Annotated in this window: 22 protein-coding genes; 8 read left to right on the top strand and 14 right to left on the bottom strand. The window is 45.2% G+C overall.

The genetic code is table 11. The annotated features are described in order from the left end of the window. Window positions 1-81: 81 nt before the first annotated feature. Window positions 82-1,290 carry a bifunctional phosphopantothenoylcysteine decarboxylase/phosphopantothenate--cysteine ligase CoaBC gene (gene coaBC / locus G5B11_RS02155; protein ID WP_173726715.1) on the bottom strand — a complete coding sequence of 403 codons (1,209 nt, stop codon included), beginning with the start codon at window positions 1,288-1,290 and terminating at the stop codon, window positions 82-84. A 174-nt stretch (window positions 1,291-1,464) separates the two neighbouring features. Between coaBC and G5B11_RS02150 the strand changes: the two genes are divergently transcribed. Next, the gene (locus G5B11_RS02150; RefSeq protein WP_173726714.1) at window positions 1,465-2,031 is read left to right on the top strand and encodes a tRNA (mnm(5)s(2)U34)-methyltransferase; all 567 of its coding nucleotides are present in this window, start codon (window positions 1,465-1,467) and stop codon (window positions 2,029-2,031) included. 19 nt (window positions 2,032-2,050) lie between these two features. Here G5B11_RS02150 and G5B11_RS02145 read toward each other — a convergent pair whose 3' ends face one another. Continuing rightward, window positions 2,051-2,878: a peptidylprolyl isomerase gene (locus tag G5B11_RS02145; protein WP_173726713.1), complete on the bottom strand. Its 828-nt coding sequence runs from the start codon at window positions 2,876-2,878 to the stop codon at window positions 2,051-2,053. A gap of 58 nt (window positions 2,879-2,936) precedes the next feature. Beyond that, window positions 2,937-3,941 (bottom strand): tryptophan--tRNA ligase, encoded by a 1,005-nt coding sequence (gene trpS / locus G5B11_RS02140; RefSeq protein WP_173726712.1) that lies wholly within the window; start codon window positions 3,939-3,941, stop codon window positions 2,937-2,939. Between the two features lie 221 nt (window positions 3,942-4,162). Between trpS and G5B11_RS02135 the strand changes: the two genes are divergently transcribed. Then, the gene (locus G5B11_RS02135; RefSeq protein ID WP_173726711.1) at window positions 4,163-4,642 is read left to right on the top strand and encodes an S-ribosylhomocysteine lyase; all 480 of its coding nucleotides are present in this window, start codon (window positions 4,163-4,165) and stop codon (window positions 4,640-4,642) included. An 87-nt stretch (window positions 4,643-4,729) separates the two neighbouring features. Here the strand turns inward: G5B11_RS02135 and G5B11_RS02130 are convergent, their stop codons facing one another. The 3 genes from G5B11_RS02130 to hydA all read right to left on the bottom strand — a co-directional run bounded on the left by G5B11_RS02130 (window position 4,730) and on the right by hydA (window position 7,904). Further along, a complete protein-coding gene (locus G5B11_RS02130; protein WP_173726710.1) occupies window positions 4,730-5,284 on the bottom strand; it encodes an SH3 domain-containing protein in 555 nt (184 codons plus the stop codon). Window positions 5,285-5,417: 133 nt separating this feature from the next. Next, window positions 5,418-6,407 carry an XdhC family protein gene (locus G5B11_RS02125; protein ID WP_173726709.1) on the bottom strand — a complete coding sequence of 330 codons (990 nt, stop codon included), beginning with the start codon at window positions 6,405-6,407 and terminating at the stop codon, window positions 5,418-5,420. Window positions 6,408-6,524: 117 nt separating this feature from the next. Beyond that, on the bottom strand, window positions 6,525-7,904 hold the full coding sequence (gene hydA, locus G5B11_RS02120; protein WP_173726708.1) for a dihydropyrimidinase: 1,380 nt from the start codon (window positions 7,902-7,904) through the stop codon (window positions 6,525-6,527). A 342-nt stretch (window positions 7,905-8,246) separates the two neighbouring features. Here hydA and G5B11_RS02115 point away from each other — a divergent pair, with 342 nt between their 5' ends. Continuing rightward, window positions 8,247-8,882, top strand: coding sequence for a helix-turn-helix transcriptional regulator (locus tag G5B11_RS02115; RefSeq protein ID WP_158421587.1), 636 nt, complete (start codon window positions 8,247-8,249; stop codon window positions 8,880-8,882). A gap of 36 nt (window positions 8,883-8,918) precedes the next feature. Here G5B11_RS02115 and G5B11_RS02110 read toward each other — a convergent pair whose 3' ends face one another. Further along, complete coding sequence (locus tag G5B11_RS02110; RefSeq protein WP_158421586.1) at window positions 8,919-9,101, bottom strand: hypothetical protein; 183 nt, start codon at window positions 9,099-9,101, stop codon at window positions 8,919-8,921. Between the two features lie 75 nt (window positions 9,102-9,176). Between G5B11_RS02110 and G5B11_RS02105 the strand changes: the two genes are divergently transcribed. Beyond that, complete coding sequence (locus G5B11_RS02105; RefSeq protein WP_158421585.1) at window positions 9,177-9,698, top strand: hypothetical protein; 522 nt, start codon at window positions 9,177-9,179, stop codon at window positions 9,696-9,698. Here the strand turns inward: G5B11_RS02105 and G5B11_RS02100 are convergent. Beyond that, window positions 9,695-10,942: a DUF1015 domain-containing protein gene (locus G5B11_RS02100; RefSeq protein WP_173726707.1), complete on the bottom strand. Its 1,248-nt coding sequence runs from the start codon at window positions 10,940-10,942 to the stop codon at window positions 9,695-9,697. The genes G5B11_RS02105 and G5B11_RS02100 overlap by 4 nt on opposite strands. 222 nt (window positions 10,943-11,164) lie before the next feature. Here G5B11_RS02100 and dpaL point away from each other — a divergent pair, with 222 nt between their 5' ends. The 4 genes from dpaL to arcC all read left to right on the top strand — a co-directional run bounded on the left by dpaL (window position 11,165) and on the right by arcC (window position 16,012). After that, entirely contained in the window at window positions 11,165-12,391 is a 1,227-nt protein-coding gene (dpaL, locus tag G5B11_RS02095; protein ID WP_173726706.1) for a diaminopropionate ammonia-lyase, read from the top strand. A gap of 50 nt (window positions 12,392-12,441) precedes the next feature. Further along, window positions 12,442-13,752 (top strand): YgeY family selenium metabolism-linked hydrolase, encoded by a 1,311-nt coding sequence (locus G5B11_RS02090; RefSeq protein ID WP_173726705.1) that lies wholly within the window; start codon window positions 12,442-12,444, stop codon window positions 13,750-13,752. Between the two features lie 94 nt (window positions 13,753-13,846). Further along, window positions 13,847-15,040 carry a knotted carbamoyltransferase YgeW gene (ygeW, locus tag G5B11_RS02085; RefSeq protein ID WP_173726704.1) on the top strand — a complete coding sequence of 398 codons (1,194 nt, stop codon included), beginning with the start codon at window positions 13,847-13,849 and terminating at the stop codon, window positions 15,038-15,040. A gap of 27 nt (window positions 15,041-15,067) precedes the next feature. Beyond that, window positions 15,068-16,012, top strand: coding sequence for a carbamate kinase (gene arcC, locus G5B11_RS02080; protein ID WP_158421580.1), 945 nt, complete (start codon window positions 15,068-15,070; stop codon window positions 16,010-16,012). A gap of 155 nt (window positions 16,013-16,167) precedes the next feature. On the opposite strand, the gene G5B11_RS02075 is transcribed toward arcC, so the two are convergent. Genes G5B11_RS02075 through xdhA form a run of 6 tightly spaced genes read right to left on the bottom strand, consistent with a single transcriptional unit; the run spans window position 16,168 to window position 21,968 of the window. Then, a complete protein-coding gene (locus tag G5B11_RS02075; protein ID WP_173726703.1) occupies window positions 16,168-16,770 on the bottom strand; it encodes a nucleotidyltransferase family protein in 603 nt (200 codons plus the stop codon). Further along, window positions 16,757-17,479, bottom strand: coding sequence for a selenium cofactor biosynthesis protein YqeC (gene yqeC / locus G5B11_RS02070; protein ID WP_173726702.1), 723 nt, complete (start codon window positions 17,477-17,479; stop codon window positions 16,757-16,759). Before yqeC ends, G5B11_RS02075 begins: the two co-directional genes overlap by 14 nt. 11 nt (window positions 17,480-17,490) lie before the next feature. After that, entirely contained in the window at window positions 17,491-18,303 is an 813-nt protein-coding gene (gene yqeB, locus G5B11_RS02065; protein ID WP_158421577.1) for a selenium-dependent molybdenum cofactor biosynthesis protein YqeB, read from the bottom strand. Further along, complete coding sequence (gene xdhC / locus G5B11_RS02060) at window positions 18,296-18,784, bottom strand: xanthine dehydrogenase subunit XdhC (RefSeq protein WP_158421576.1); 489 nt, start codon at window positions 18,782-18,784, stop codon at window positions 18,296-18,298. The genes yqeB and xdhC overlap by 8 nt, the downstream gene beginning before the upstream one ends. Further along, on the bottom strand, window positions 18,781-19,665 hold the full coding sequence (gene xdhB / locus G5B11_RS02055) for a xanthine dehydrogenase subunit XdhB (RefSeq protein WP_173726701.1): 885 nt from the start codon (window positions 19,663-19,665) through the stop codon (window positions 18,781-18,783). The genes xdhC and xdhB overlap by 4 nt, the downstream gene beginning before the upstream one ends. A gap of 17 nt (window positions 19,666-19,682) precedes the next feature. Further along, window positions 19,683-21,968, bottom strand: a complete 2,286-nt coding sequence (xdhA, locus tag G5B11_RS02050; RefSeq protein ID WP_173726700.1) for a xanthine dehydrogenase subunit XdhA — start codon at window positions 21,966-21,968, stop codon at window positions 19,683-19,685. Window positions 21,969-22,040: the final 72 nt, after the last annotated feature.

Here is a 22,040-nt window from a genome sequence, read left to right as displayed (position 1 = left end):
TCCTCCTTGTTATCGTTCCCTTTTCGGGATACAATACGGTGCTGGATCTGCGGATATTATAAATTTGTCCGCATCCTTTGGTTAATCAGTTACCTCCTGGTTCATAATCTCCAGGATCTTATCCAGGATCTTTCCGGCTGCATCCTCCTTGCTCATCAGCGGGAGTGATACTTCCTCATCCTGTGTAATCAGAGTCAGCACATTGGTATCTCCCTGGAATCCGGCTCCTGCCACCTTTACATTATTGGCAGCTACCATATCCAGGTTTTTCTTCTTTAGCTTGGCTCTGGAATTACTGAGCATATCGCGGGTTTCCATAGAAAATCCGCACAAAAACTGCCCGGGCACCTTATGCTCACCCAGGTATTTCAAAATATCCCTTGTTCTTTTTAGCGGAATGGACATCTGGTCATCCTGTTTTTTGAGCTTGTCCTCACTTACTGTAGCAGGGCAATAATCAGCTACTGCTGCAGCCTTGATGATAATATGCTGGCTGTCACTGATACTGGTCACAGCCTCATACATATCCTGGGCAGTTACAACAGGGATCAGCTTTACAAAAGCCGGAGGCTTAATGGCAACCGGTCCGCTGACCAAAGTTACCTCCGCTCCCCTTAGCATAGCTGCCTTTGCAATGGCATATCCCATCTTGCCAGAGGAATGATTCGTAATATAGCGTACCGGGTCAATGGGCTCCTGGGTAGGTCCTGCTGTTACCAGAACCTTCTTTCCTCTCAGATCCTTTGCTGCACCGATCTCCTGTAAAATATAAGAAAGAAGCGTCTCAGGCTCCGGCATCTTGCCTGCCCCTGTATCCCCACATGCCAGATGTCCTACTGCAGGATCGATCACAGAGTATCCATAGCCTGCAAGAATCTTTAAATTATCCTGCACAATGGGATTCTCAAACATATTGGTATTCATTGCTGGGGAAATAAATTTCCTGCATCTGCACGCCAGAATCGTAGTGGTAAGCATATCATCTGCAATGCCATGGGCCAGCTTGCCGATCACATTCGCACTTGCCGGTGCGATCATTACCACATCAGCCTTCTTGGCAACAGATACATGCTCCACAGAAAACTGAAAATTCCTGTCAAAGGTATCCACAAGACATTTATTTCCTGTAAGTGTTTCAAAAGTAATAGGATTTATAAAATTACATGCATTCTTTGTCATAAGCACATGTACATCTGCATGAAGCTTTACAAGCGCACTGGCAAGATATGCGATTTTATATGCAGCAATGCTGCCTGTCACTCCCAGAAGCACAGTTTTGTCTTTTAACATGGAAATAAATCGTCCTCCTCTGTAAAATTTCGATATGATGGTGTTACTGTACACAGGTAATATCCTGGTTTATTATACGGCAGGGATTAATGGATTGCAATGGAATTTTTTTTACCCATTTGGTAAAATAGAAAAAAAGAGCAGTGCAACCATATTGAGAAAGGAATGATCACCATGAAAAATATACAGATCACCGGCTGGTGCAGCCGTTTTATAGAAGAGCAGGTACAGGAAGGAGACCTGTGCATAGATGCCACCGCAGGAAACGGCTCAGACACCCTTCTTCTTTCCAGGCTTTGCGGAAATACAGGCCATGTACTTGCCTTTGATATCCAAAGGGACGCCCTGGATCACACAAAGGAAAAGCTTTTGAAAGAAAGTCCCTTTCAGAACTGCAAATGCATCCTGGATTCCCATTCCAACATGGAAGCATATGCATCCCCAGATACAGTCAGCTGCATTGTATTTAACTTCGGCTATCTTCCAGGTGGGGATCATACCATATCTACAAGGATAAAAACAAGTATGCCCGCTCTTTCTTCTTCGCTGAAGCTTCTGAAAAAAGGCGGGCTTTTGTCTCTTTGTATCTACAGCGGGGGAGATACAGGCTTTGAAGAGCATGATGCTGTCCTTAGCTGGCTGAAAAGCCTTGATCCCCACTGTTATCTTGTTATCAAAAGTGAATTTTATAACAGGCCCAATCATCCGCCGGTGCCTGTGCTGGTGATCCGGCTGAAATAAACGGATCAGTCCCGGAAGATCAGTCCAGAACCTTGATGTACTCGATCACAGGCTGCTGGTCTGCCGGGATGGTGCCATTGTCGTCTGTGGGCTTGGCATCTTTGCAGATGGCATCTACCACATCCATACCAGAGGTAACTTCTCCGAATGCAGCATAATCTCCGTCCAGGAAGGTGCTGTCTGTCTGCACGATAAAGAACTGTGAGCTGGCACTATCCGGATCACTGCTCCTTGCCATAGAGATCACGCCTCTCTTATGGGAGATGTTATTCTCCACCTTGTTGTTCTTGAACTCCCCTTTAATGGTCTGATCAGAACCGCCGGTACCATTGCCAAGAGGATCTCCCCCCTGGATCATAAAGCCGTCCATGATCCTGTGAAAGGTAAGTCCATCATAAAAATTCTCCTGTACAAGCTTAATAAAATTAGTTACTGTAATAGGAGCTGTATCTGCATCCAGTTGTACATCGATGGTGCCATAATCCTTTACCTTGATCTCCACATCATGAGTACCGGTAAGGGACTTGCTTACATCCAGTGTAACTGCATCCTCTGAAGATCCAGTATCTGCCGCTTTCTCCGGCTCCTGGAAGGTTTCTTCTGCAGCATCTTCTGCATCCTCTACAGGCTGTCCGCTCTGGCCTTCCTCCTGGCTGCCCTCCTGTACATCTTCTGTATCAGAACCATCAGAAATACCAGCCTCCTCTGCATCCTTTTCTGTTCCCTGCTGCTCTTCAGACGCAGTCTTTGCGGTTTCCTTATTATCTGTGTCTTTGTTTCCACACCCTGTGAACATGCAGGCTGAAAGCACTGCTGCACAAAGCACTGCAAGATATTTACGTTTCATATTCATTATGCCTCCCAGATTACTTTTATTATATTATAATGACTGTTTTCTTGTACTCTTATCGAATCCGATCAGGAAAGCCTACTTTTCTCTGAACCTTACGCAAAGTTTTTGTTGCATAATAGTTTGCCTTTTCTGCATTTTCCTTGATAACAGAATCAATATATGCCTTATCCTTTGAAAGTCTGGCGAACTCATCCTGAAGCGGTTTCAGCACACTGACAACAGCTTCTCCAACTGCAGGCTTGAAGTCTCCATATCCCTTACCCTGGAATTCCTTCACTGTTTCATCCGGTGTTTTACCTGTGCATGCACTGTAAATATCGATCAGATTCTTGATTCCCGGCTGCTCATCCCTGTACAGGATACATCCTTCTGAGTCTGTAACTGCACGTTTGCACTTTCTCATAATAGTATCCGGATCATCCATCAGATAAATACTTCCATTCGGATTCTCATCAGATTTGGACATCTTTTTGGAAGGATCCTGAAGGCTCATGATCTTTGCTCCTACCTTGCCGATATACGCTTCCGGAATTGTAAATACATCGCCGTAAATATTATTAAAACGCTCTGCAATGTTTCTTGTAAGTTCAAGATGCTGCATCTGGTCAATCCCCACCGGAACCACATCTGCCTGATACAGAAGAATATCTGCTGCCATCAGTACCGGATATGTAAAAAGTCCGCTGTTAATATTATCCGCATGTTTGGCTGCTTTGTCCTTGAACTGAGTCATACGGTTTAATTCTCCCATATAGGTAAAGCAGTCCAGGATCCATGCCAGTTCTGCATGACCGGACACGTGAGATTGATAATAGATGCAATTTTTCTTTGGATCCAGTCCTGCAGCAATATAAAGGGTAAGCAGATTCCTGGCTCTTTTGCGGAGCACTGCCGGATCCTGGCGTATGGTAATAGAGTGCATATCTACCACACTGTAAAAGCATTCATATTCATCACATAAAGTCACCCAATTCTTCAGAGCACCCAGATAATTACCCAGAGTAAGATTTCCTGTTGCCTGCATGCCGCTGAACAACACTTTATTTCCGTCGATCATAATGATTTCTCCTTCTTTTTTCATTCCTAGTCAGTTTAGCATTCTGTCATATTAAAGTCAATGTTGCAGTTATTTTTTATCTGCCGCTTATATCTACAGATGATTTTTATCTGGTCTTTTATCTGCCAGCTGTTTTATATTGCAAAACTGTTTTTTTCTGTTAAAATTAAAAAAGACAGTGTACAGCCTGTTATCATTTAAATCGAAAGAGAGGATCTGACATGGAAAAAATAACCAGTTTTACCATAGACCACATCAAATTGCAGCCTGGAGTATATGTATCCAGGAAAGACAAAGCAGGTGACAGCGTGATCACCACCTTTGATATCCGTATGACTTCCCCTAATGAAGAGCCTGTAATGAACACTGCTGAGCTTCATACCATCGAGCACCTGGCTGCTACTTTTTTAAGAAACCATCCTGTATTTGGTCCTAAGATGATCTACTGGGGACCAATGGGCTGCCGCACCGGCAATTATCTTCTTTTAAATGGAGACTACGAATCCAGGGATATTGTTCCCCTTATGATTGAAACCTTTGAATTTATCCGCGATTTTGAAGGAGAAGTACCTGGTGCTTCTGCCAGGGATTGTGGCAACTATTTGGATATGAATCTTGGCATGGCCAAATATCTGGCAAAGAAATATCTGGAGCAGGTGCTTTACGATATCCGCCCGGATCGTCTGGTTTATCCAGAGTAATATTTTACACAAGAAAAAAAACAGCACGGTCATCAAATGGCTGTGCTGTTCGTTTCTCAATTATTATTATTTTTGTAATGCTCTGTCTTATTGCTGCACAGTACCATCTGATACAGCTGCATCTGCCTGTGTACCGTCACTTACAGCCGCATTAGGATCTGCTGCTGCATTAGGATCTGCTGCTGCATTAGGATCTGCTGCCGCATTAGGGTCTGCTGCCGCATTAGGGTCTGCTGCCACTGCAGTCACATAATCTCCGGACGCATATAAGGTCTGTCCATTATAGTTCACTTCGATCCATCCATTGTCACATACACCAGTGCTGGTAAGCTGGACCCCTGCGCCAACTCCTGTAACAAGCTCTGCATCTGTGCTTGCATCTGCACGAAGGTTCACTTCTGTATTGGTAGTATATACACCGTCCTGCTTGGTAACATTAACACCGCTTGCTGTCTGTACAATAACAGGCTCCGGAGTAGGTGTTACTTCTGGGGTAGGTGTCACCTCTGGAGTAGGTGTTGGCTCCGGAGTAGGTGTGATCTCCACAACTGTTACTGTTGAACCGGCTCCATCATCAAACCCACATCCTGGAAGCACAATAGCGGCTCCCAGTACAAGCAATGCCAATAATGTTTTTTTCATAATATATTTCCTCCTGACTCAGCTGCATGAATGCGCTGATTATTCACATATTAGTTATTAAAATTGTATTACAACTAATATACATGATTATTTCAGAATATGCAACCCATTTTCCCAAAAGATTCTTAGAGTATCATATCCTTTCAAACAGCACATCCACCTGACCGCCGCAGATCATTCCAAGATTTCCCTGTTCTGCATTGGACAGATTATAAGATACACATTCAGGAGAAACAACTTGTGTGCAATACCGGATCGCCTCATATTCTACCCTGCCGCCTCCAATGCTGCCCCAGGTCTTTCCATCATCCCCAACCAGCATTTTGCTTCCCACTCCTCTGGGAGATGAGCCAGATTTGCTTATGATAGTAACCATTACACCTGTTCGGCCAGCTTCCACTGCATGCTGTACATCCTCATCACAATATGCCATATAATGCTGGTTTTTCACCTTTACGATCTCCGCCATAATACTGACTGCGATCTCTGCCGGCATCTGCCCTCCCAGCGGCAGGCCAATGGGTGCATGGACTGACTCCAGCTGTTCCCTGGTATAGCCTTCATTTTCCAGATTCTCCATAGTGATCCGTACCTTAGTCCTGCTTCCGATCATACCAAGATAGGTATAGGGCCGATCCAGAATCTGCCGAACGCAGATACCGTCACCCACATGGCCTCTTGTAACGATCACATAATAAGCATTTGCATATGCCGGGATCCTTGCAGACAGTTCTTCAAAAGGAGCCGGTACCAGTACATCAGCATCGGGAAACCTGTCTTTTGTAAGAAATTCCTCTCTTTCATCCATAACAGTAACATGGAATCCTAGCATCTTACCTATCTTTGCTGTAGGACAGGATACATGACCTGCTCCAAGAAGGATCAGTCTTGGATTCTTCATGTAGATTTCCACAAAAAAAGATACTCCATATATCTGCTTGATTCCGGTTTCCTCTATCTGATCTAATGCCTCTTCATAAGGGTGCCAGTCAAACCTTGGATCCGTCCCCTGCCATCCAAGGTCCGTCCTGTAAGCCTTCTGTCCCTGATACTCTCCATCCAGGATCAAAACTGTTTTCAGTTTTCCCTGTTTTTCAAGTATATGGTATATTTCTCTATACATTTCCTGTGCCTCCGGCTATATGTGTTTTCAAGTCGAGCTGCTGTTACTCACCACCTGAAAGAGGTGGGAGTCTTCTCGACTGAGATTAAAATCTGCTATTATGCCAGCGCAAAGCCTTTAAAACCGAAAGCTGTTTTTATCCCTGTGGATATAAGTTCCCTGTTTTTCCCTGATCAGCCTGCCGCCTGATACGCATAAGGTTCCTCTAAGGAAAACACTGTCAATATCGCCATGAAGTGCAAAGCCTTCAAATGGGGTATTGTCTGTATTGCAAGCATGTGTCTTTGCTGAAATACTGCTTTCTTTTTCCGGGTCAAATATTACAATATCTGCATCGCTTCCCGGTGCAAGCACACCTTTTCTTGGGTATACACCATAAAGCTTTGCAGGATTTTCACATAACAGGCTGCACATCTGCTCCTGGCTGATCCTTCCCATTCGTACTCCATAGGTGTACAGCAGGCTTCCTCTTGTCTGTATTCCCGGAAGCCCTCCTGGGATCTTTGTAAAATCATCCTTTCCAAGAGCCCTCTGTTCCAATGTAAAGCTGCAATGATCTGTGGCAACTGTCTGGATCTGTCCATTTGCCAGTGCCTTCCATAAGCATTCCTGATCTTCTTTTTTTCGAAGAGGAGGGGCACATACATATCTGGCTCCTTCAAAATCCGGCAGTGAATACTTACTATCATCTAGCAGCAGATAATGTGGACAGGTTTCCACATATACGATCTGTCCTCTTGCTCTGGCTGCCATAACTTCCTGATAAGCCTTCCGATTTGTAAGATGGACGATCATAACAGGTGCTCCAGCCGCTTCTGCGATTACCAGCAAACGGTGCACAGCTTCTGCCTCCATAGTATCCGGCCGCACCAACGGATGATTCTCAGGTCCCAGTCTGCCTGCTGCCTTTGCTTCCTGGGACAGTGCATCGATCACTTCTGCATTCTCGCAGTGTACTCCTGCAAAGCATCCTTCTTTATTTAGTTTCTTAATGATTTTGTAAATATCCCCATCCCCTACCATCATTGCCGGATAAGTCATATACAGCTTAAAGCTGGTGATCCCGGCATCGATCATATCCTGGATCTCTTTTTCTGTTTCTTCATTCCATTCCACGATAGACATATGGAATGAATAATCACAGGAGCATTTACCGTCTGCCTTTTTATGCCATTTTTCCAGACCTTCTTTTAATGTATGGCCGCCTTTATCCTGTGACGCATAATCCACCACCATGGTGGTGCCTCCAAGAAGAGCCGCTTTTGTACCAGTTTCAAAATCATCCGCTGTAACAGTCCCCGCCACATCCAAGTCAAGATGAGTATGTCCGTCAATAAATCCGGGGAACAAAAGCTTTCCTGTTACATCTATAACGTTTGCCCCATCTTCCGGAAGTTTCTCTCCGACAGCAAGGATCTTCTCTCCATCTGTCAGTACATCTGCTTTCATTGACTTTTCTCCTGACACAACCGTTCCGTTCTTAAGTAAATATCTCATGGTGATACCTCCTTATCATTCAGGTTTTATGATTCCACTGTCCCGGGGACTGGCCCCATTATGAACATGTTGCCCTAAGGCATCATATCCGTTTGCTTCAATATAGCACTTTTGTACAGATTATTCCATACATATCCTTTAATTTTACAATTTTTTTTAGCTTTCCACATTTTTTTTGTGAAAATCCTTTTTATTTTTTTGCGCCTGTGATATACTATGATTACAGTATCAACAGGTCTGAGACCACCTGTGCATACACAAGGAGGACAAGCGACCATTTGCCTGGCAGCCGTAAAGGCACTAAGCAGTTACCATTATTTTATAGAAAGGGAGGCAGCTTTTATGGGACGTCTGACTGTCTTAAAACAAATCGCCCAGGATCTGGCTTCAGAATTCGGGCCTGACTGTGAGGTTGTGATCCATGACCTGAAAACCAAGGATCCTGAACACTCTATTGTTTATATCGTAAACGGCCATGTTACAGGACGCAGCATTGGGGACGGGCCTTCAGATGCAGTGTTTGATGTAATTCGCAACCGGAACCGCAAAGGCAGCGAACCTTCTGACCACTCTGGTTATCTGATGAAAACCAGTGACGGCAAGATTCTGAAATGCAGCACATCCTATATCCGTGATGATGATGGATCTCTCCATTATGTATTTGGGATCAATTATGATATTACCAAGCTTACCATGATCGAGAATGCGCTCCACGCACTGATCACCCCACAGAATAAGGAAGAAAAGCCAAAGCAGATCTCTCACAATGTGAATGATTTGCTGGATCGCTTGATTGAGGAGTCTGTAGCACTTGCAGGCAAGCCAGTTGCATTGATGAATAAGGATGACAAAGTAAAAGCCATCCAGTTCCTAAATGATTCAGGGGCATTTCTTATTACAAAGTCAGGAGATAAGGTAGCCAATTATTTTGGCATTTCCAAATATACGCTATACAGCTATATTGATGTTAATAAGTAATTTTCCAAAGAAAAGGCCTGCGGCCTGGAAGAGAGTTCACTTTTCTTCCAGAGCGCAGGCTTCTTTATAAATTTCACAGGCGCCGCTGTTTACGCATCTTTTATAAGCACAGTCCATAAATGTCAGCTTTTTCTTTCCATCTGTGATCTCATATTCACAGCATACCGTATTACTTCCATTCATGGTCCTGCAAAATCCTGAAATAAATTCCTCTTCCACTTCTCTCCCCTCCTTGAAATCCCCTGCCAAAACAGCTATACTGTAATCATAAAAACAACCTATAAGGAGGCCATTATGAATCAGGAAATGTACGAAGAAGCAGTCCGCTCTAATATATTATCCAGACAGCTGATCGAAGAACTTCTCAACAGTCTGGACTATACCGGTATCTCATTCATCAATTCGACTATTGAAGTCCTAAAAGTAATCCGAACCCGTCTGGAACGTGGTGACAGGATCACAGATGAAGTATCCGGGATCACATATACCATGGACAGCTTTTATAATTTTGTAAAGGACCATTTTTCTTCTTATATCCTGAGCCAGGTTTTTGACGACCCGGCCCATGCAGAAAAAGTGTATTTTTCACTGGAGCCCTGCGATGGAGGCTATAATCTGGTCATGGCAGACTCTTCTCACAACAAGACTTATGAGTGGATCTCCTCCCTAAGCGAGCGGTTCTCCCTGGTGCATATGATCTCTACAGGGATCGTATATCTGAAGGACGTTAAGACCAATACATACCAGCCTTTCATCTCCGGCAACGGCAAATACTGCCGCTATGATAAAGAGTCCGGACATTTGGTAGAGCTTTAATCTTTCAGCTTGTGGATAAAGATCCCGCTGCGAAGCTTTGGCTCAAACCAGGTAGACTTGGGCGGCATCAGCTTACCCTCATCAGCGATCTGCATCAGATCCTCAACAGAGGTGGGATACATGGCAAATGCAATCCCACCTTCTTCTTTTGCCAGTTCTCCCAGCTGTTTCAGGCTTCGATTGCCTCCTACAAAGCGTATCCTTGGATCCCGCCTTTCATCTTTGATCCCCAGGACAGGTGCCAGCACTTTGTCATGAAGGATCTGCACATCCAACTGCCCCACAATATCCTTCTTTTCATATACATCCGGCCATGCCTTCAAATGGAACCACTGTCCGCCTATATAAAGGCCGATGCAATGCTTCTCTACAGGCTTACATGGAAATCCGGGCATAGCCACCAATTCAAAATTAAACTTCAGGCTTGCAAGGAAAGCCTGTTCTATCAGACCGTTCAGATCCTTTACGATCCTGTTGTAAGGAAGGATGGTAAGCTGGTCAAAGGGAAAAACAACAGAAAGGAAAAAGTTAAATTCTTCCTCTCCTGTATAGTCTGGATGCTCCTGTCTTCTCTTCTGTCCTACCTTCACAGCAGATGCAGCCCTGTGATGGCCATCTGCAATATAAAAGGCAGGTATATCTCCAAACTCCTGTGAAATCTTCTGGATAGTATCCTTATCATCGATCACCCACACTCTGTGGATCACTTCATCCTCTGCCGTAAAATCATAAACTGCCTTGTGGGACTCTTTCCATTGCTCCATCAGAGAAAGAAGCTGCTGTGTATATCTGCAGGCAAGATAAATAGGGCCTGTATTGGCATCACACACATCTACGTGGCGGATACGGTCCAGTTCCTTATCTTCCCTTGTAAGCTCATGCTTTTTCACTACACCATTTATGTAATCGTCAATGGATGCACAGCCTGCAATCCCTGTCTGGGTCCTGCCTTTACGGACCAGTTCATAAATATAATAGCAGGGATCAGGATCCTGGATCATAGTTCCTGTTTCTTCCATTTTTTCCAGGTTTTCTTTTGCCTTCTGATAAACAGAAGGGTCATACAGATCTACATCCTGCGGCAGGTCCATCTCAGCCCTATCCACATGCAGAAAGGAATCCGGATTTGCTTCTCCTATCGCCCTGGCTTCTTCACGATTCACCACATCATACGGAAGTGCAGCCACCTTTGCCGCCTTCTCCGGTACAGGACGAAGGGCACGAAAAGCCCTTAATATGGCCATAATAATCTCTCCTCTCATCTCTAAGTACAGTTATCTGCAGAATAATTTACCCAAAAACATCAGTTTATTTTACCACAGTTTCCACCCCATGACAATGAGCCTAATTTTTTTTTGAAATGCCTAAATATTTTTGCATATTTCTATTGTAAATTATTTATTTTATGATATTATAGAAATAAGAAATTATAAATTTTAAAAAAATATAAAGGGAGGTTATTTCATATGACAGAAGGATTGAAATGGACTGTGAACCAGGTGCCCAAGTCTTCTGATTCCTACCTGGATCTTATGTCCGGGGAAAACGTAGCAAAAGCCAATGAATTCCATAAAAGCTTTCCCCAGTATTCTGTAACACCCCTGCAGAAGCTTTCTGCCCTGGCCAGTTTTTTGGGCGTAAACAATATTTTCTGCAAGGACGAATCCTACCGTTTCGGGCTGAATGCTTTTAAAGTGCTGGGCGGATCCTATGCAATGGGCCGTTATATTGCAAAAGAACTTGGGAAAGATATCAGCCAGCTGCCTTATAATGTTCTTTCTTCTGAAGAACTTCGTAAAGAATTCGGACAGGCTACTTTCTTTACTGCTACAGATGGCAACCACGGACGTGGCGTTGCATGGGCAGCTCATCGCCTTGGACAGAAGGCCGTTGTGCGGATGCCGAAAGGTACAACCAAGACCCGTTTTGACAATATTGCAAAAGAAGGCGCAGAAGTTACTATTGAAGAAGTAAACTATGATGACTGTGTAAGGATGGCAGCTGCTGAAGCCGCCAAAACCCCTCATGGGATCATTGTCCAGGATACTGCCTGGGACGGTTATGAAGAGATTCCTTCCTGGATCATGCAGGGATATGGCACTTTGGTTCTGGAAGCAGATCATCAGATGGAAGAAGCCGGTGTGCGGCCTACTCACGTATTTGTTCAGGCTGGCGTAGGCTCCCTTGCAGGTGCTGTGGTAGGTTATTTTGCAAACAAATATAAAGAAAATCCTCCCATCATGGTGGTGTGCGAAGCAGGCGCAGCTGATTGCCTTTATCGCTCTGCCTGTGCAAAGACCGGTGATCTTGTAAATGTAACCGGAGACCTTGCCACTATCATGGCTGGACTTGCCTGTGGCGAGGGCAATACCATCGGATGGGATATCCTTAAGAACCATGTTTCCGTATTTGCATCATGTCCTGACTGGATGAGTGCAAAAGCTACAAGAATTTATGCCAACCCGCTTGGAGATGATCCTAAGGTTATTTCCGGTGAATCCGGCTCTGTACCGCTTGGCCTTGTTTACACTGCGCTTCATGATGCAGATGCAGCAGACCTTAAAGAAGCCCTTCACCTGGATGCGGATTCCAACATCCTTGTGATCTCCACAGAGGGAGACACTGACCCGGTACGCTACCGTGAGATCGTATGGGACGGTCTTTATGGCACATCCCAGTCTCTCAGTAAATAATCAGAACATAATTATTCATTTAATATTACACATATACAGGAGGAAGAAAAATGGATTACAGTCAAATCAATGCAGCAGCAGAAGGCTACAAAGCAGACATGACCAGATTCTTACGGGATCTTGTAAAAATCCCGGGAGAAAGCTGTGGCGAGAAAGGCCATGTGATGCGGATCAAAGAAGAAATGGAGAAACTTGGCTTTGACAAAGTTCAGATCGATCCTATGGGCAATATCCTTGGTTTCATGGGAAGCGGCCAGACTCTCATCGGTTTTGACGCTCATATCGATACTGTAGGTATTGGTAACAGAGATAACTGGGAATTTGATCCATACGAAGGCTACGAGACAGACTCTGAGATCGGCGGCCGTGGAACCTCTGACCAGCTGGGCGGTATTGTTTCTGCTGTTTATGGTGCAAAGATCATGAAAGATCTTGGTCTTTTAAATGACAAATTTCAGGTTGTAGTCACCGGTACTGTACAGGAGGAGGATTGTGACGGTCTTTGCTGGCAGTACATCATCCATGAGGACAAGGTTCGTCCGGAGTTTGTTGTATCTACAGAGCCTACTGACGGCGGTATTTATCGTGGACAGCGGGGACGTATGGAGATCCGTGTAGATGTAAAAGGTATCTCCTGCCATGGCTCTGCTCCTGAGCGTGGAGATAATGCTATTTATAAGATGGCTGATATCCTTCAGGATATACGCGCCCTCAACGAAAATGATGCAGCTGATGAAACACAGATCAAAGGCCTGGTTAAAATGCTGGATGAGAAATACAATCCAGAATGGGAAGAAGCACGTTTCCTTGGAAGAGGTACTGTTACTACTTCTGAGATCTTCTTTACTTCCCCAAGCCGCTGTGCAGTTGCAGATTCCTGCTCTGTATCCCTTGACCGCCGTATGACCGCAGGCGAAACCTGGGAAAGCTGCCTGGATGAGATCCGTGCCCTTCCTTCCGTAAAGAAATACGGAGACGATGTAAAGGTTTCCATGTACGAATATTCCCGTCCTTCCTGGACAGAGCTTGTATATCCTATTGAATGCTACTTCCCTACCTGGGTCATTCCCAAGGATCATAAGGTTACAAAAGCACTTGAGGATGCATACAAGGGACTGTATGGCGAAGAACGCCAGGGCAATGATGTAACATCCCAGCTTCGTAAATCCCGTCCTCTTACCGACAAGTGGACCTTCTCCACAAATGGTGTAACCATTATGGGACGTAATAATATCCCATGCATCGGCTTTGGACCTGGTGCAGAGGCACAGGCTCATGCTCCAAATGAAAGGACCTGGAAAGATGACCTTGTAAGATGTGCAGCTGTATATGCAGCACTTCCAGGCAATTACTGCAAATAATTATTTTTCCGCAATCAGGGCCGGGATCCGCACCTGTGCGTCCCGGCTGTATACCAGATAATCCATCATAAAACATACAAGGAGAATGATAATCATGAAAACATTACAGGATTATATTGACAAATTGAACAGCCTTAATTTTAAAGAAATGTACAACAACGATTTCTTCTGGACATGGGATAAGACCGATGATGAACTGGAAGCTGTTTTCACTGTTGCTGATGCACTTCGCTTTATGAGAGAGCATAATATTTCTACCAAAGTATTTGAAAGTGGTCTTGGGATTTCTATTTTCCGTGATAATTCCACACGTACCCGTTTCTCCTTTGCTTCTGCCTGCAACCTGTTAGGCCTTGAAGTACAGGACCTGGACGAAAAGAAATCTCAGATTGCTCACGGCGAGACTGTACGCGAAACAGCAAATATGGTTTCCTTCATGGCTGATGTGATTGGTATCCGTGATGATATGTATATCGGCAAAGGACATGCTTACCAGAAAGAATTTATGGATTCTGTTACAGAGGGCAATCAGGACGGTATCTTGGAGCAGCGTCCTACTCTTGTAAACCTTCAGTGTGATGTAGACCATCCTACCCAGTGCATGGCAGATATGCTGCATATCATCCATGAATTTGGCGGTGTTGAGAACCTGAAAGGTAAAAAGATCGCTATGTCCTGGGCATACTCTCCTTCTTATGGCAAACCTCTTTCTGTTCCTCAGGGCGTGATCGGACTTATGACACGTTTCGGAATGGATGTTGTTCTTGCTCATCCGGACGGATATGATGTAATGCCAGAGGTTGAGGAGATCGCACGTAAGAATGCACAGGCTTCCGGCGGTTCTTTCACAAAGACCAACAGCATGGAAGAAGCATTCAAAGATGCTGATATTGTTTATCCAAAGAGTTGGGCTCCGTTTGCAGCCATGGAGAAACGTACCAACCTTTATGGTGAAGGTGATTTCGATGGCATTGACAAACTGGAAAAAGAACTGCTTGCTCAAAATGCAGAGCATAAAGACTGGGCATGCACAGAAGAGCTTATGAAAACCACAAAGAATGGAAAAGCTCTTTACCTTCACTGCCTGCCTGCAGATATCACAGGTGTAAGCTGTGAAACCGGTGAGGTTGATGCAAGTGTATTTGACCGCTACAGAATCCCGCTTTACAAAGAAGCAAGCTTTAAACCTTATGTTATTGCAGCTATGATCATGCTGTCTAAATTTGAGAATCCTCAGGACATCCTGAAAAAGCTGGAAGTGAAAGCAGCTCCCAGAATCATGGCATAATACCCCGTTGGGGAGTGGGAGGTTTGTATGTATCAGAGGAAACGAATCGTAATCGCTCTTGGCGGTAATGCATTGGGAAATACCCTTCCTGAACAGATGATTGCTGTAAAAACTACTGCCAGGGCTCTCTGTGATCTTATTGAGGAAGGACATCAGGTGGTGGTTGTCCACGGAAACGGTCCGCAGGTAGGCATGATCAATAATGCTATGTCTGCCCTTTCCAGAGAGGATGATACCCAGCCTAACACGCCTCTTTCCGTATGTGTTGCTATGAGTCAGGCCTATATTGGCTACGATCTCCAGAACGCACTCAGGGAAGAATTGCGGAAGCGTGGTTTTATGCGCACTCCTGTAGTAACAGTTGTCACCCAGGTCAGGGTAGATCCGGATGACCCTGCCTTTGCCAATCCCACAAAGCCGATCGGCAAATTCCTTACCAAGGAAGAGGCCGAATATCAGGCAAAAGCCTATGGTCACATCATGCGTGAGGATGCAGGCCGTGGCTACCGGCGTGTGGTCGCATCACCTAAGCCTGTAGAGATCGTTGAACAGGATGCCATCAACAGCCTGGTGGATGCCAATAAGATCGTGATTTGCTGTGGCGGTGGCGGTATTCCAGTAATCCTGAAGGATCATCATCTGAAAGGTGCATCCGCAGTGATTGACAAGGACTTTGCCAGCTGTCTTCTTGCAAAGCAGCTGGATGCCGATATGCTGATCATCCTTACAGCAGTTGAAAAGGTAGCCATTCATTTTGGCACCCCTGATCAGAAATGGCTGAATGACCTTACAGTATCCCAGGCTCGTAAGTACGTAAAAGAAGGCCAATTTGCTGCTGGCTCCATGCTTCCCAAGGTAGAAGCAGCCATTGATTTTGCCGGCTCCGGTTCCGGACGTACAGCACTGATCACGTTGCTTGAAAAAGCGAAAGAAGGGATCCAGGGGAAAACAGGAACCCTGATCCATCTATAAAACAACCTGGTAAGAGTAACTTATTGAAATAAACAGGTTGCCTGGTATTACATCATCAATACATTTAACGTCCACGTAATCAAAAAGGAGTTATCCCAATGAGAAGAAAGCTGCTTACACTTCCGCTCCCATTTCGGATAACTCCTTTTGTTTTCTTATGATCTGCCGGACAGTTCTGATGAATAATCAATGTCCAGTAATTCCTGTGGATCCCTTATCTGATAATAAAACACATCCTCCGGATATTGACGGATCAGTACCTTCCCGCCCTTGTCACCGGTAAGTTTTAAAAGCTGAGGGTAATACCTGCTGCCAAAAATACATGGATTACCCATTTTCTCCTGAAAACAGCACACACCCATGCCCTTCCCTGAAAGAAGAAATCCATCCACCAGTTCCTTTACACTGCCGGCTGTAAGGCCAGGCTGGTCTGCCACCATAAAAAGACAGGCATCTTTGTGAAGATTATGCTGCAGTCCCACCTGCATGGAAGAGGCGATCCCCAGGTCAGGAGCCGGATTCATATAGACCGGAAATCCCTGGCTGATGCATGCTTCCAGGATCTGTTCATACTGAGTCACAACCTGTACCTGACAGTTTACCTTCAGCAACCCTGCAGCTTTCTTTAATGTATCCAACCCATAACTATACATAGGCTTTCCATTTACAGGATACAATAGCTTATTCTGTCCAAAACGGCGGCTATATCCAGCCGCCAGTAAAATTAATGCAAGTTCTGTTAGTTCATGCTGTCTCATTTTTTATACTTCCCCATACAGCCGTTGTACCCTTTTCTTCCAGGCATCTGGCAATGTTGGCTGCTTCTTCCGGGTCTGCCAGTACATCTGCCTTATTCAGGTATACACGATAAATACGTTTTTCCACATTCTTAAATAAACCATGTATAGATGATGCGATCTTTACAACATCTTCACCAGTTACTGGTGCATCCATATTTTTCTGTAAAAATACGGATGTTTTCTCTGCTCTGTGGGTCACTTCCCGAATAGGATGACCAAGACAGTCCAGCCCGATCACGCTGATCACAATGTGTGCAAACTTGGGGATCACCGGTTCCCATTCCTCTGGTACCTTCAATGGTTTATGTTTTGCTCCATCAGCCTCGATCAGCATTACATCGCATAAATCTTTAAGCTCCCGTAGCTGTTGTTCTGGCAAGGCTGTTATCTTATTTTTCTCTGGATCCAGTCCTGCTGCCACCACATATTTATATTGCTCCAGGCACGCCAGCACCTGCTGCCTGTTGCCATCCTTGGCAAATGGTCTGTCCTTTTCCCATTCCATATGCGTGGTTGTAGCGATCACCACAGTTTTATCCATAGCCGTCAGCTCCTGACACAGACGGTAGATCAAGCTAGTCTTCCCTCCGCCTCCAACAACAGCGATCACTGGATCGTTCTGGATATCCAGATCAAGAAGATCCAGAAAATATTCTGAATAATGCATCGGCTCCTCCTTTATGGAAGTATATGCTCTCCAAGCAGGATCTCAATCACGCTTCCTGCTATACATCTGGCTTTATCTGATATGGTAAAACAGTTCTTTTTTTCTTCTTTTCTGGGATCAATATCAGCAATCTTCATTCCTTTAAAAACATGATATCCATCACGTATGATCCCTCTCAGCACACCTGTGATTGAAGCCGGTACAGGCACTTCTCCTACATAGGCAAGAATCTGTCCCTTCTCCACCAGATCTGCAATCTGGCTCTTTACATGGATGATCCCTGCCTCCGGAGAATGGAGCACACGCTCCTTGCTTACTCCCCCTACCATACCTGGCACGCCTGTATTAGGCTGTGCATAATCGTCCTCTATGATCCTGCCAAGATCATGTCCACGCATCGTTTCCACCACATAGTCCACATCTTCTCCAGCCAGAAAGCCTGGACCAAGGCCAATGGTTACAGGTGCCATTTCTTTCCTTGTTCCAAGATTTTTCTTTGCAATGATTCCATCGATCAAAGCTGCTGGTGTCTGGCCATCCAGCCCGGTCTTAAGGCATGCCGCCTCCGGATCTACCAACAGCGGAATCTGTCTTTTTTCCCACACTTGCCTGCATTGGCTAATATCTTCGATCCTGCTGCAAAGCACACCTTCCACAAAGGCTTCTCCATCATATACAGCTTCGCAGAAAGCTACTTTCCTGCGGATAGCACTTGGCTTTTCACACTCTAATATAAGGACTTTATATCCGCACCGGAAAAGCCTGTGGATCACCCCAGTGGCCAGGTCACCGCCACCTCTTACAATAATATAATGCTCACTCATTATTCTGAAGATTTTCCTTATTTACTTTTTCTACTGCATTCACAATGTTCTCATATCCGGTACATCTGCACAAATTCCCAGCCATGTGCTTGCGGATAGCATCTCTGGACAGTGGAATCCCTTTTTCCAGGAGCACTGTGGCAGACATAATGAAACCAGGAGTACAAAAGCCGCACTGTACAGCTCCCTCCTCTATAAATGCCTGTTGGATCCTTGTAAGCTCTCCATTCTTCTCCAGGCCCTCCAGGGTACGGATCTCTTTGCCATCAGCCCAGACAGCCAGATAAATGCAGGAATCAATGGTCTCTCCATCCAGGATCACTGTACAGGCACCACATTCTCCTACCTCACATCCTTTTTTCACAGAGGTAAGTCCAAGACGATTTCGTAACATATCCAGAAGAGACTCTCTTACATCCACATATTCCGCTACAGGCCGTCCATTTACTGTACATTGTACCAGTCTCATTTCTTTTTTCATGTTCTGTCACCTCCCTGCAGACGGATGCTTTCTTCCAGTGCCCTGGCTGCAATCTCACCGCCGATCTGAAGTCTGAATGCCCTGGATGCCCTCCAGGAATTCCTGGGATTGATTTCCTTTCGTACCAGTTCTTTTACATTGGTATAAAGCTCCTCCCCAATCTTCATTCCCTTCAGTGCCTGCTCTGTTTCCCTGCACCGAAGGGGTACAGGTGCTGCCACACCAAAGGTGATCCTTACATCCTTCAACGTATATGTATCAAGGTCTACAGCACTTACTACACTGCAGCTTAAGGTTGCAATATCCATAGCATTACGCATGGAATATTTAATATAGTGGCCTTTATAACCTTCATATTCACAGGCAGGGATCACAATGTGGGTCAGCAGGTCCCCAGGGTGAAGATCTACTTTTCCAGGACCCAGATAAAACTCCTGGATAGGAACCAGCCGTTCTCCCTGATCATTTCGGATCAGCAGCATTGCGTTTAAGGAAAACAGTGTAGGTGCACTGTCTGCACTGACAGCCCCATTACATACATTGCCTCCGATGGTACCCATATTCCTTACCTGAGGACCTCCTACCTGATCTACTGCCTCACCAAGTACAGACAAATGCCTAGTGATCAAAGGATCTGCTGTCACATGGGAGAAAGTAGTGCCTGCTCCGATCCAGATATCCCTGTTCTCAGCCATCCATACTCCCTGGATCTCCCTTATATCCCGGATACTCACCAGGGAAGTACCTGCCATTTTGCCTTCCCGGATCTTGATCAGCACATCACTGCCTCCGGAAATAACTCTGGCATGGGGATGTTCTTTCAGAAGCTTTACCGCTTCCTCTATGGTTGACGCCTGATAATAATTCTCAATATCATACATTTTTCAGTCCTCCTCAATCATCCCACAACTGGTATAAGTCCTGCCCTTTGGAAGGCTTCGATCAGCCTTTGAGGCGTAAGCGGATTCTCATTAAATGCTACACCGGTTGCATGAAGTACTGCATTGCGAATAGCTGGCGCCGGAGGAATAGCAGGCGGCTCACCCAGTGCTTTATTGCCATATGGGCCTTCCGGATCGTCCATCTCTACAAAACCTGCAGTCAGATCCGGCGTATCCATCATGGTCATCATTTTGTAATCCAGAAGAGTGGCATTCAAAGGACGTCCTGTCTTTTCATCCAGAAGCAGCTGCTCAGACAGACCATATCCCATACCCATGGACATCCCGCCCTGAACCTGCATGGAAGCCAGCTGGGGATTCAACAGCTTCCCACTATCATGTACATTAATAATATTCAGTACTTTTACTTTTCCTAAAGCCATATCCACTTCCACTTCTGCAAACCCACAGCCTGTGGCAAGGGTATTTTTCTTTACCTGTCTTGAAACCTCTGCTGTAATTACAGAGGAATTCGTCAGGCTGTAATAGCATTCCAGTGCCAGCTGTTCAAGTGAAAGCACCTTCTCTCCGTTCTCCAGGATATATCCATGATCCAGTTCTAGCGTACCCACAGCCTCAGGAAGAAGCGTCTTGGCATAAGCAAGGATCTTCTCCTTCAAAAGCTGGGCACATTCCTTCACTGCTGTCCCTGTTACAAAGGACTGCCTGGATGCATAGGCACCTGTATCAAAAGGTGTAACATCTGTATCCTGCACAGAAGTGATATGGATATTCTCCAGCTCCATATGCAGCGTCTCTGCTGCCATCTGTGAAAATACCGTATCTGCACCCTGTCCGATCTCTGTTGCGCCTACCTGAAGCTGCACGCTGCCGTCCTGATTCAGAGACATTCTGGCTCCTGCGATTTCCAGGGAAATAGGCCATACTCCTGTTTTATAAGAAAACAGGGACATTCCCACTCCCCTTCGGATATTGCCTGTCTGGTTAGCATATTCTTTTCTTTTTTCTTCCCAGTGGATAAATTCTGCGCCTTTTTTCAGGCATTCAAAAATACCGTTAGAATGAGCTGCAATAGGCTTCAGGTATGCATCCTGGTAAAAGCCCTTGATCAGATTCTTCTTTCTGAATTCCAATGGATCCATATGGATGGCATATGCCACATCATCCATAAAACATTCCATGGCAAAATTTGCCTGTGGAATCCCATAAGCACGCATAGCACCACCTACAGGTGTATTGGTATAAATGGTATATCCCTCTGCCCGCACATTAGGACAGCCATACTGAAGGCGCCAGGCGGTAAGCCCGTTAGCTACAATGGCATGTCCATGGGAAGCATAGGCACCCTGGTTAGAATAAGCATGCATATCCTTTGCTATCAAGTGGCCATCTTCATCCACTCCAGCAGCCAGATCATACTCTATGGAGTGTCTTGTTCTGGTATTTACAAAGGTTTCCTCTCTTGTAAGCTCCAGCTTTACAGCACGCCCTCCTACAGCCATCGTAAGAAAGGCATTTAAAGGCTCATACAGCACATCCTGTTTATTGCCGAAGCCACCGCCAATATAGGGTTTGATCACTCGTACCTTCCCCCACGGGATTCCCAGTGCCTGACCGATCACCCTGCGCACAATATGCGGGATCTGGGTAGAGGATACTACTACGATCCGGCCATTTTCCATATAAGCATAAGAAATATTATTCTCAATATGACAATGCTGTATAATAGGTGTCTTATAGCTAGCTTTCACTACAACTGCCGCATCCTTCATCCCCTTATCCACATCTCCAATTTCATAATCTGAATGTGCCAGGATATTATCCTTTTTCTCCTGGTGTATCGGAGGATTACTTCCTTTCATGGACTCTCTTGGATGGATCTGCACAGGATATTCTTCATATTCCACCTTGATCAGCCGCAAAGCCCTGGAGGCTGTCACTTCATCCTCTGCTACAACCGCTGCAATATCATCTCCATAATACCGTATACGTCCGGTAAGCAGATTACGGTCTGACACATCCTGATGTGCAGTTTCTACAGACCATGGATGCCCTGGTGTAGGGTAAGGATGTGTGGGCACATCTTTAAATGTTACAACCTTTACCACACCGTCCAAAGCCTCAGCTTCACTGGTGTCAATGGAAATTACCCTGCCATTTCCGATGGTAGCATGATAAACCTTTGCAACCAGACAGTGATTCAGAATCATATCATCTGTAAACCTGGCTCTTCCGGTCACCTTGTCGTAAGCATCCACTCTTGGTACACTTTTTCCGATCATAAGCTTCACCTTCTTTTTTCATAGCTTTGTTAATATTTTAAAAGAGCCAGACAGCTCCCTGCTATTTCAGGA

Source organism: Blautia glucerasea, from assembly GCF_013304385.1.
GTDB lineage: Bacteria > Bacillota > Clostridia > Lachnospirales > Lachnospiraceae > Blautia_A > Blautia_A ammoniilytica.
The sequence above is the reverse complement of the archived record's forward strand: the minus strand, read 5'-3'. Positions and strand labels throughout refer to the sequence as shown.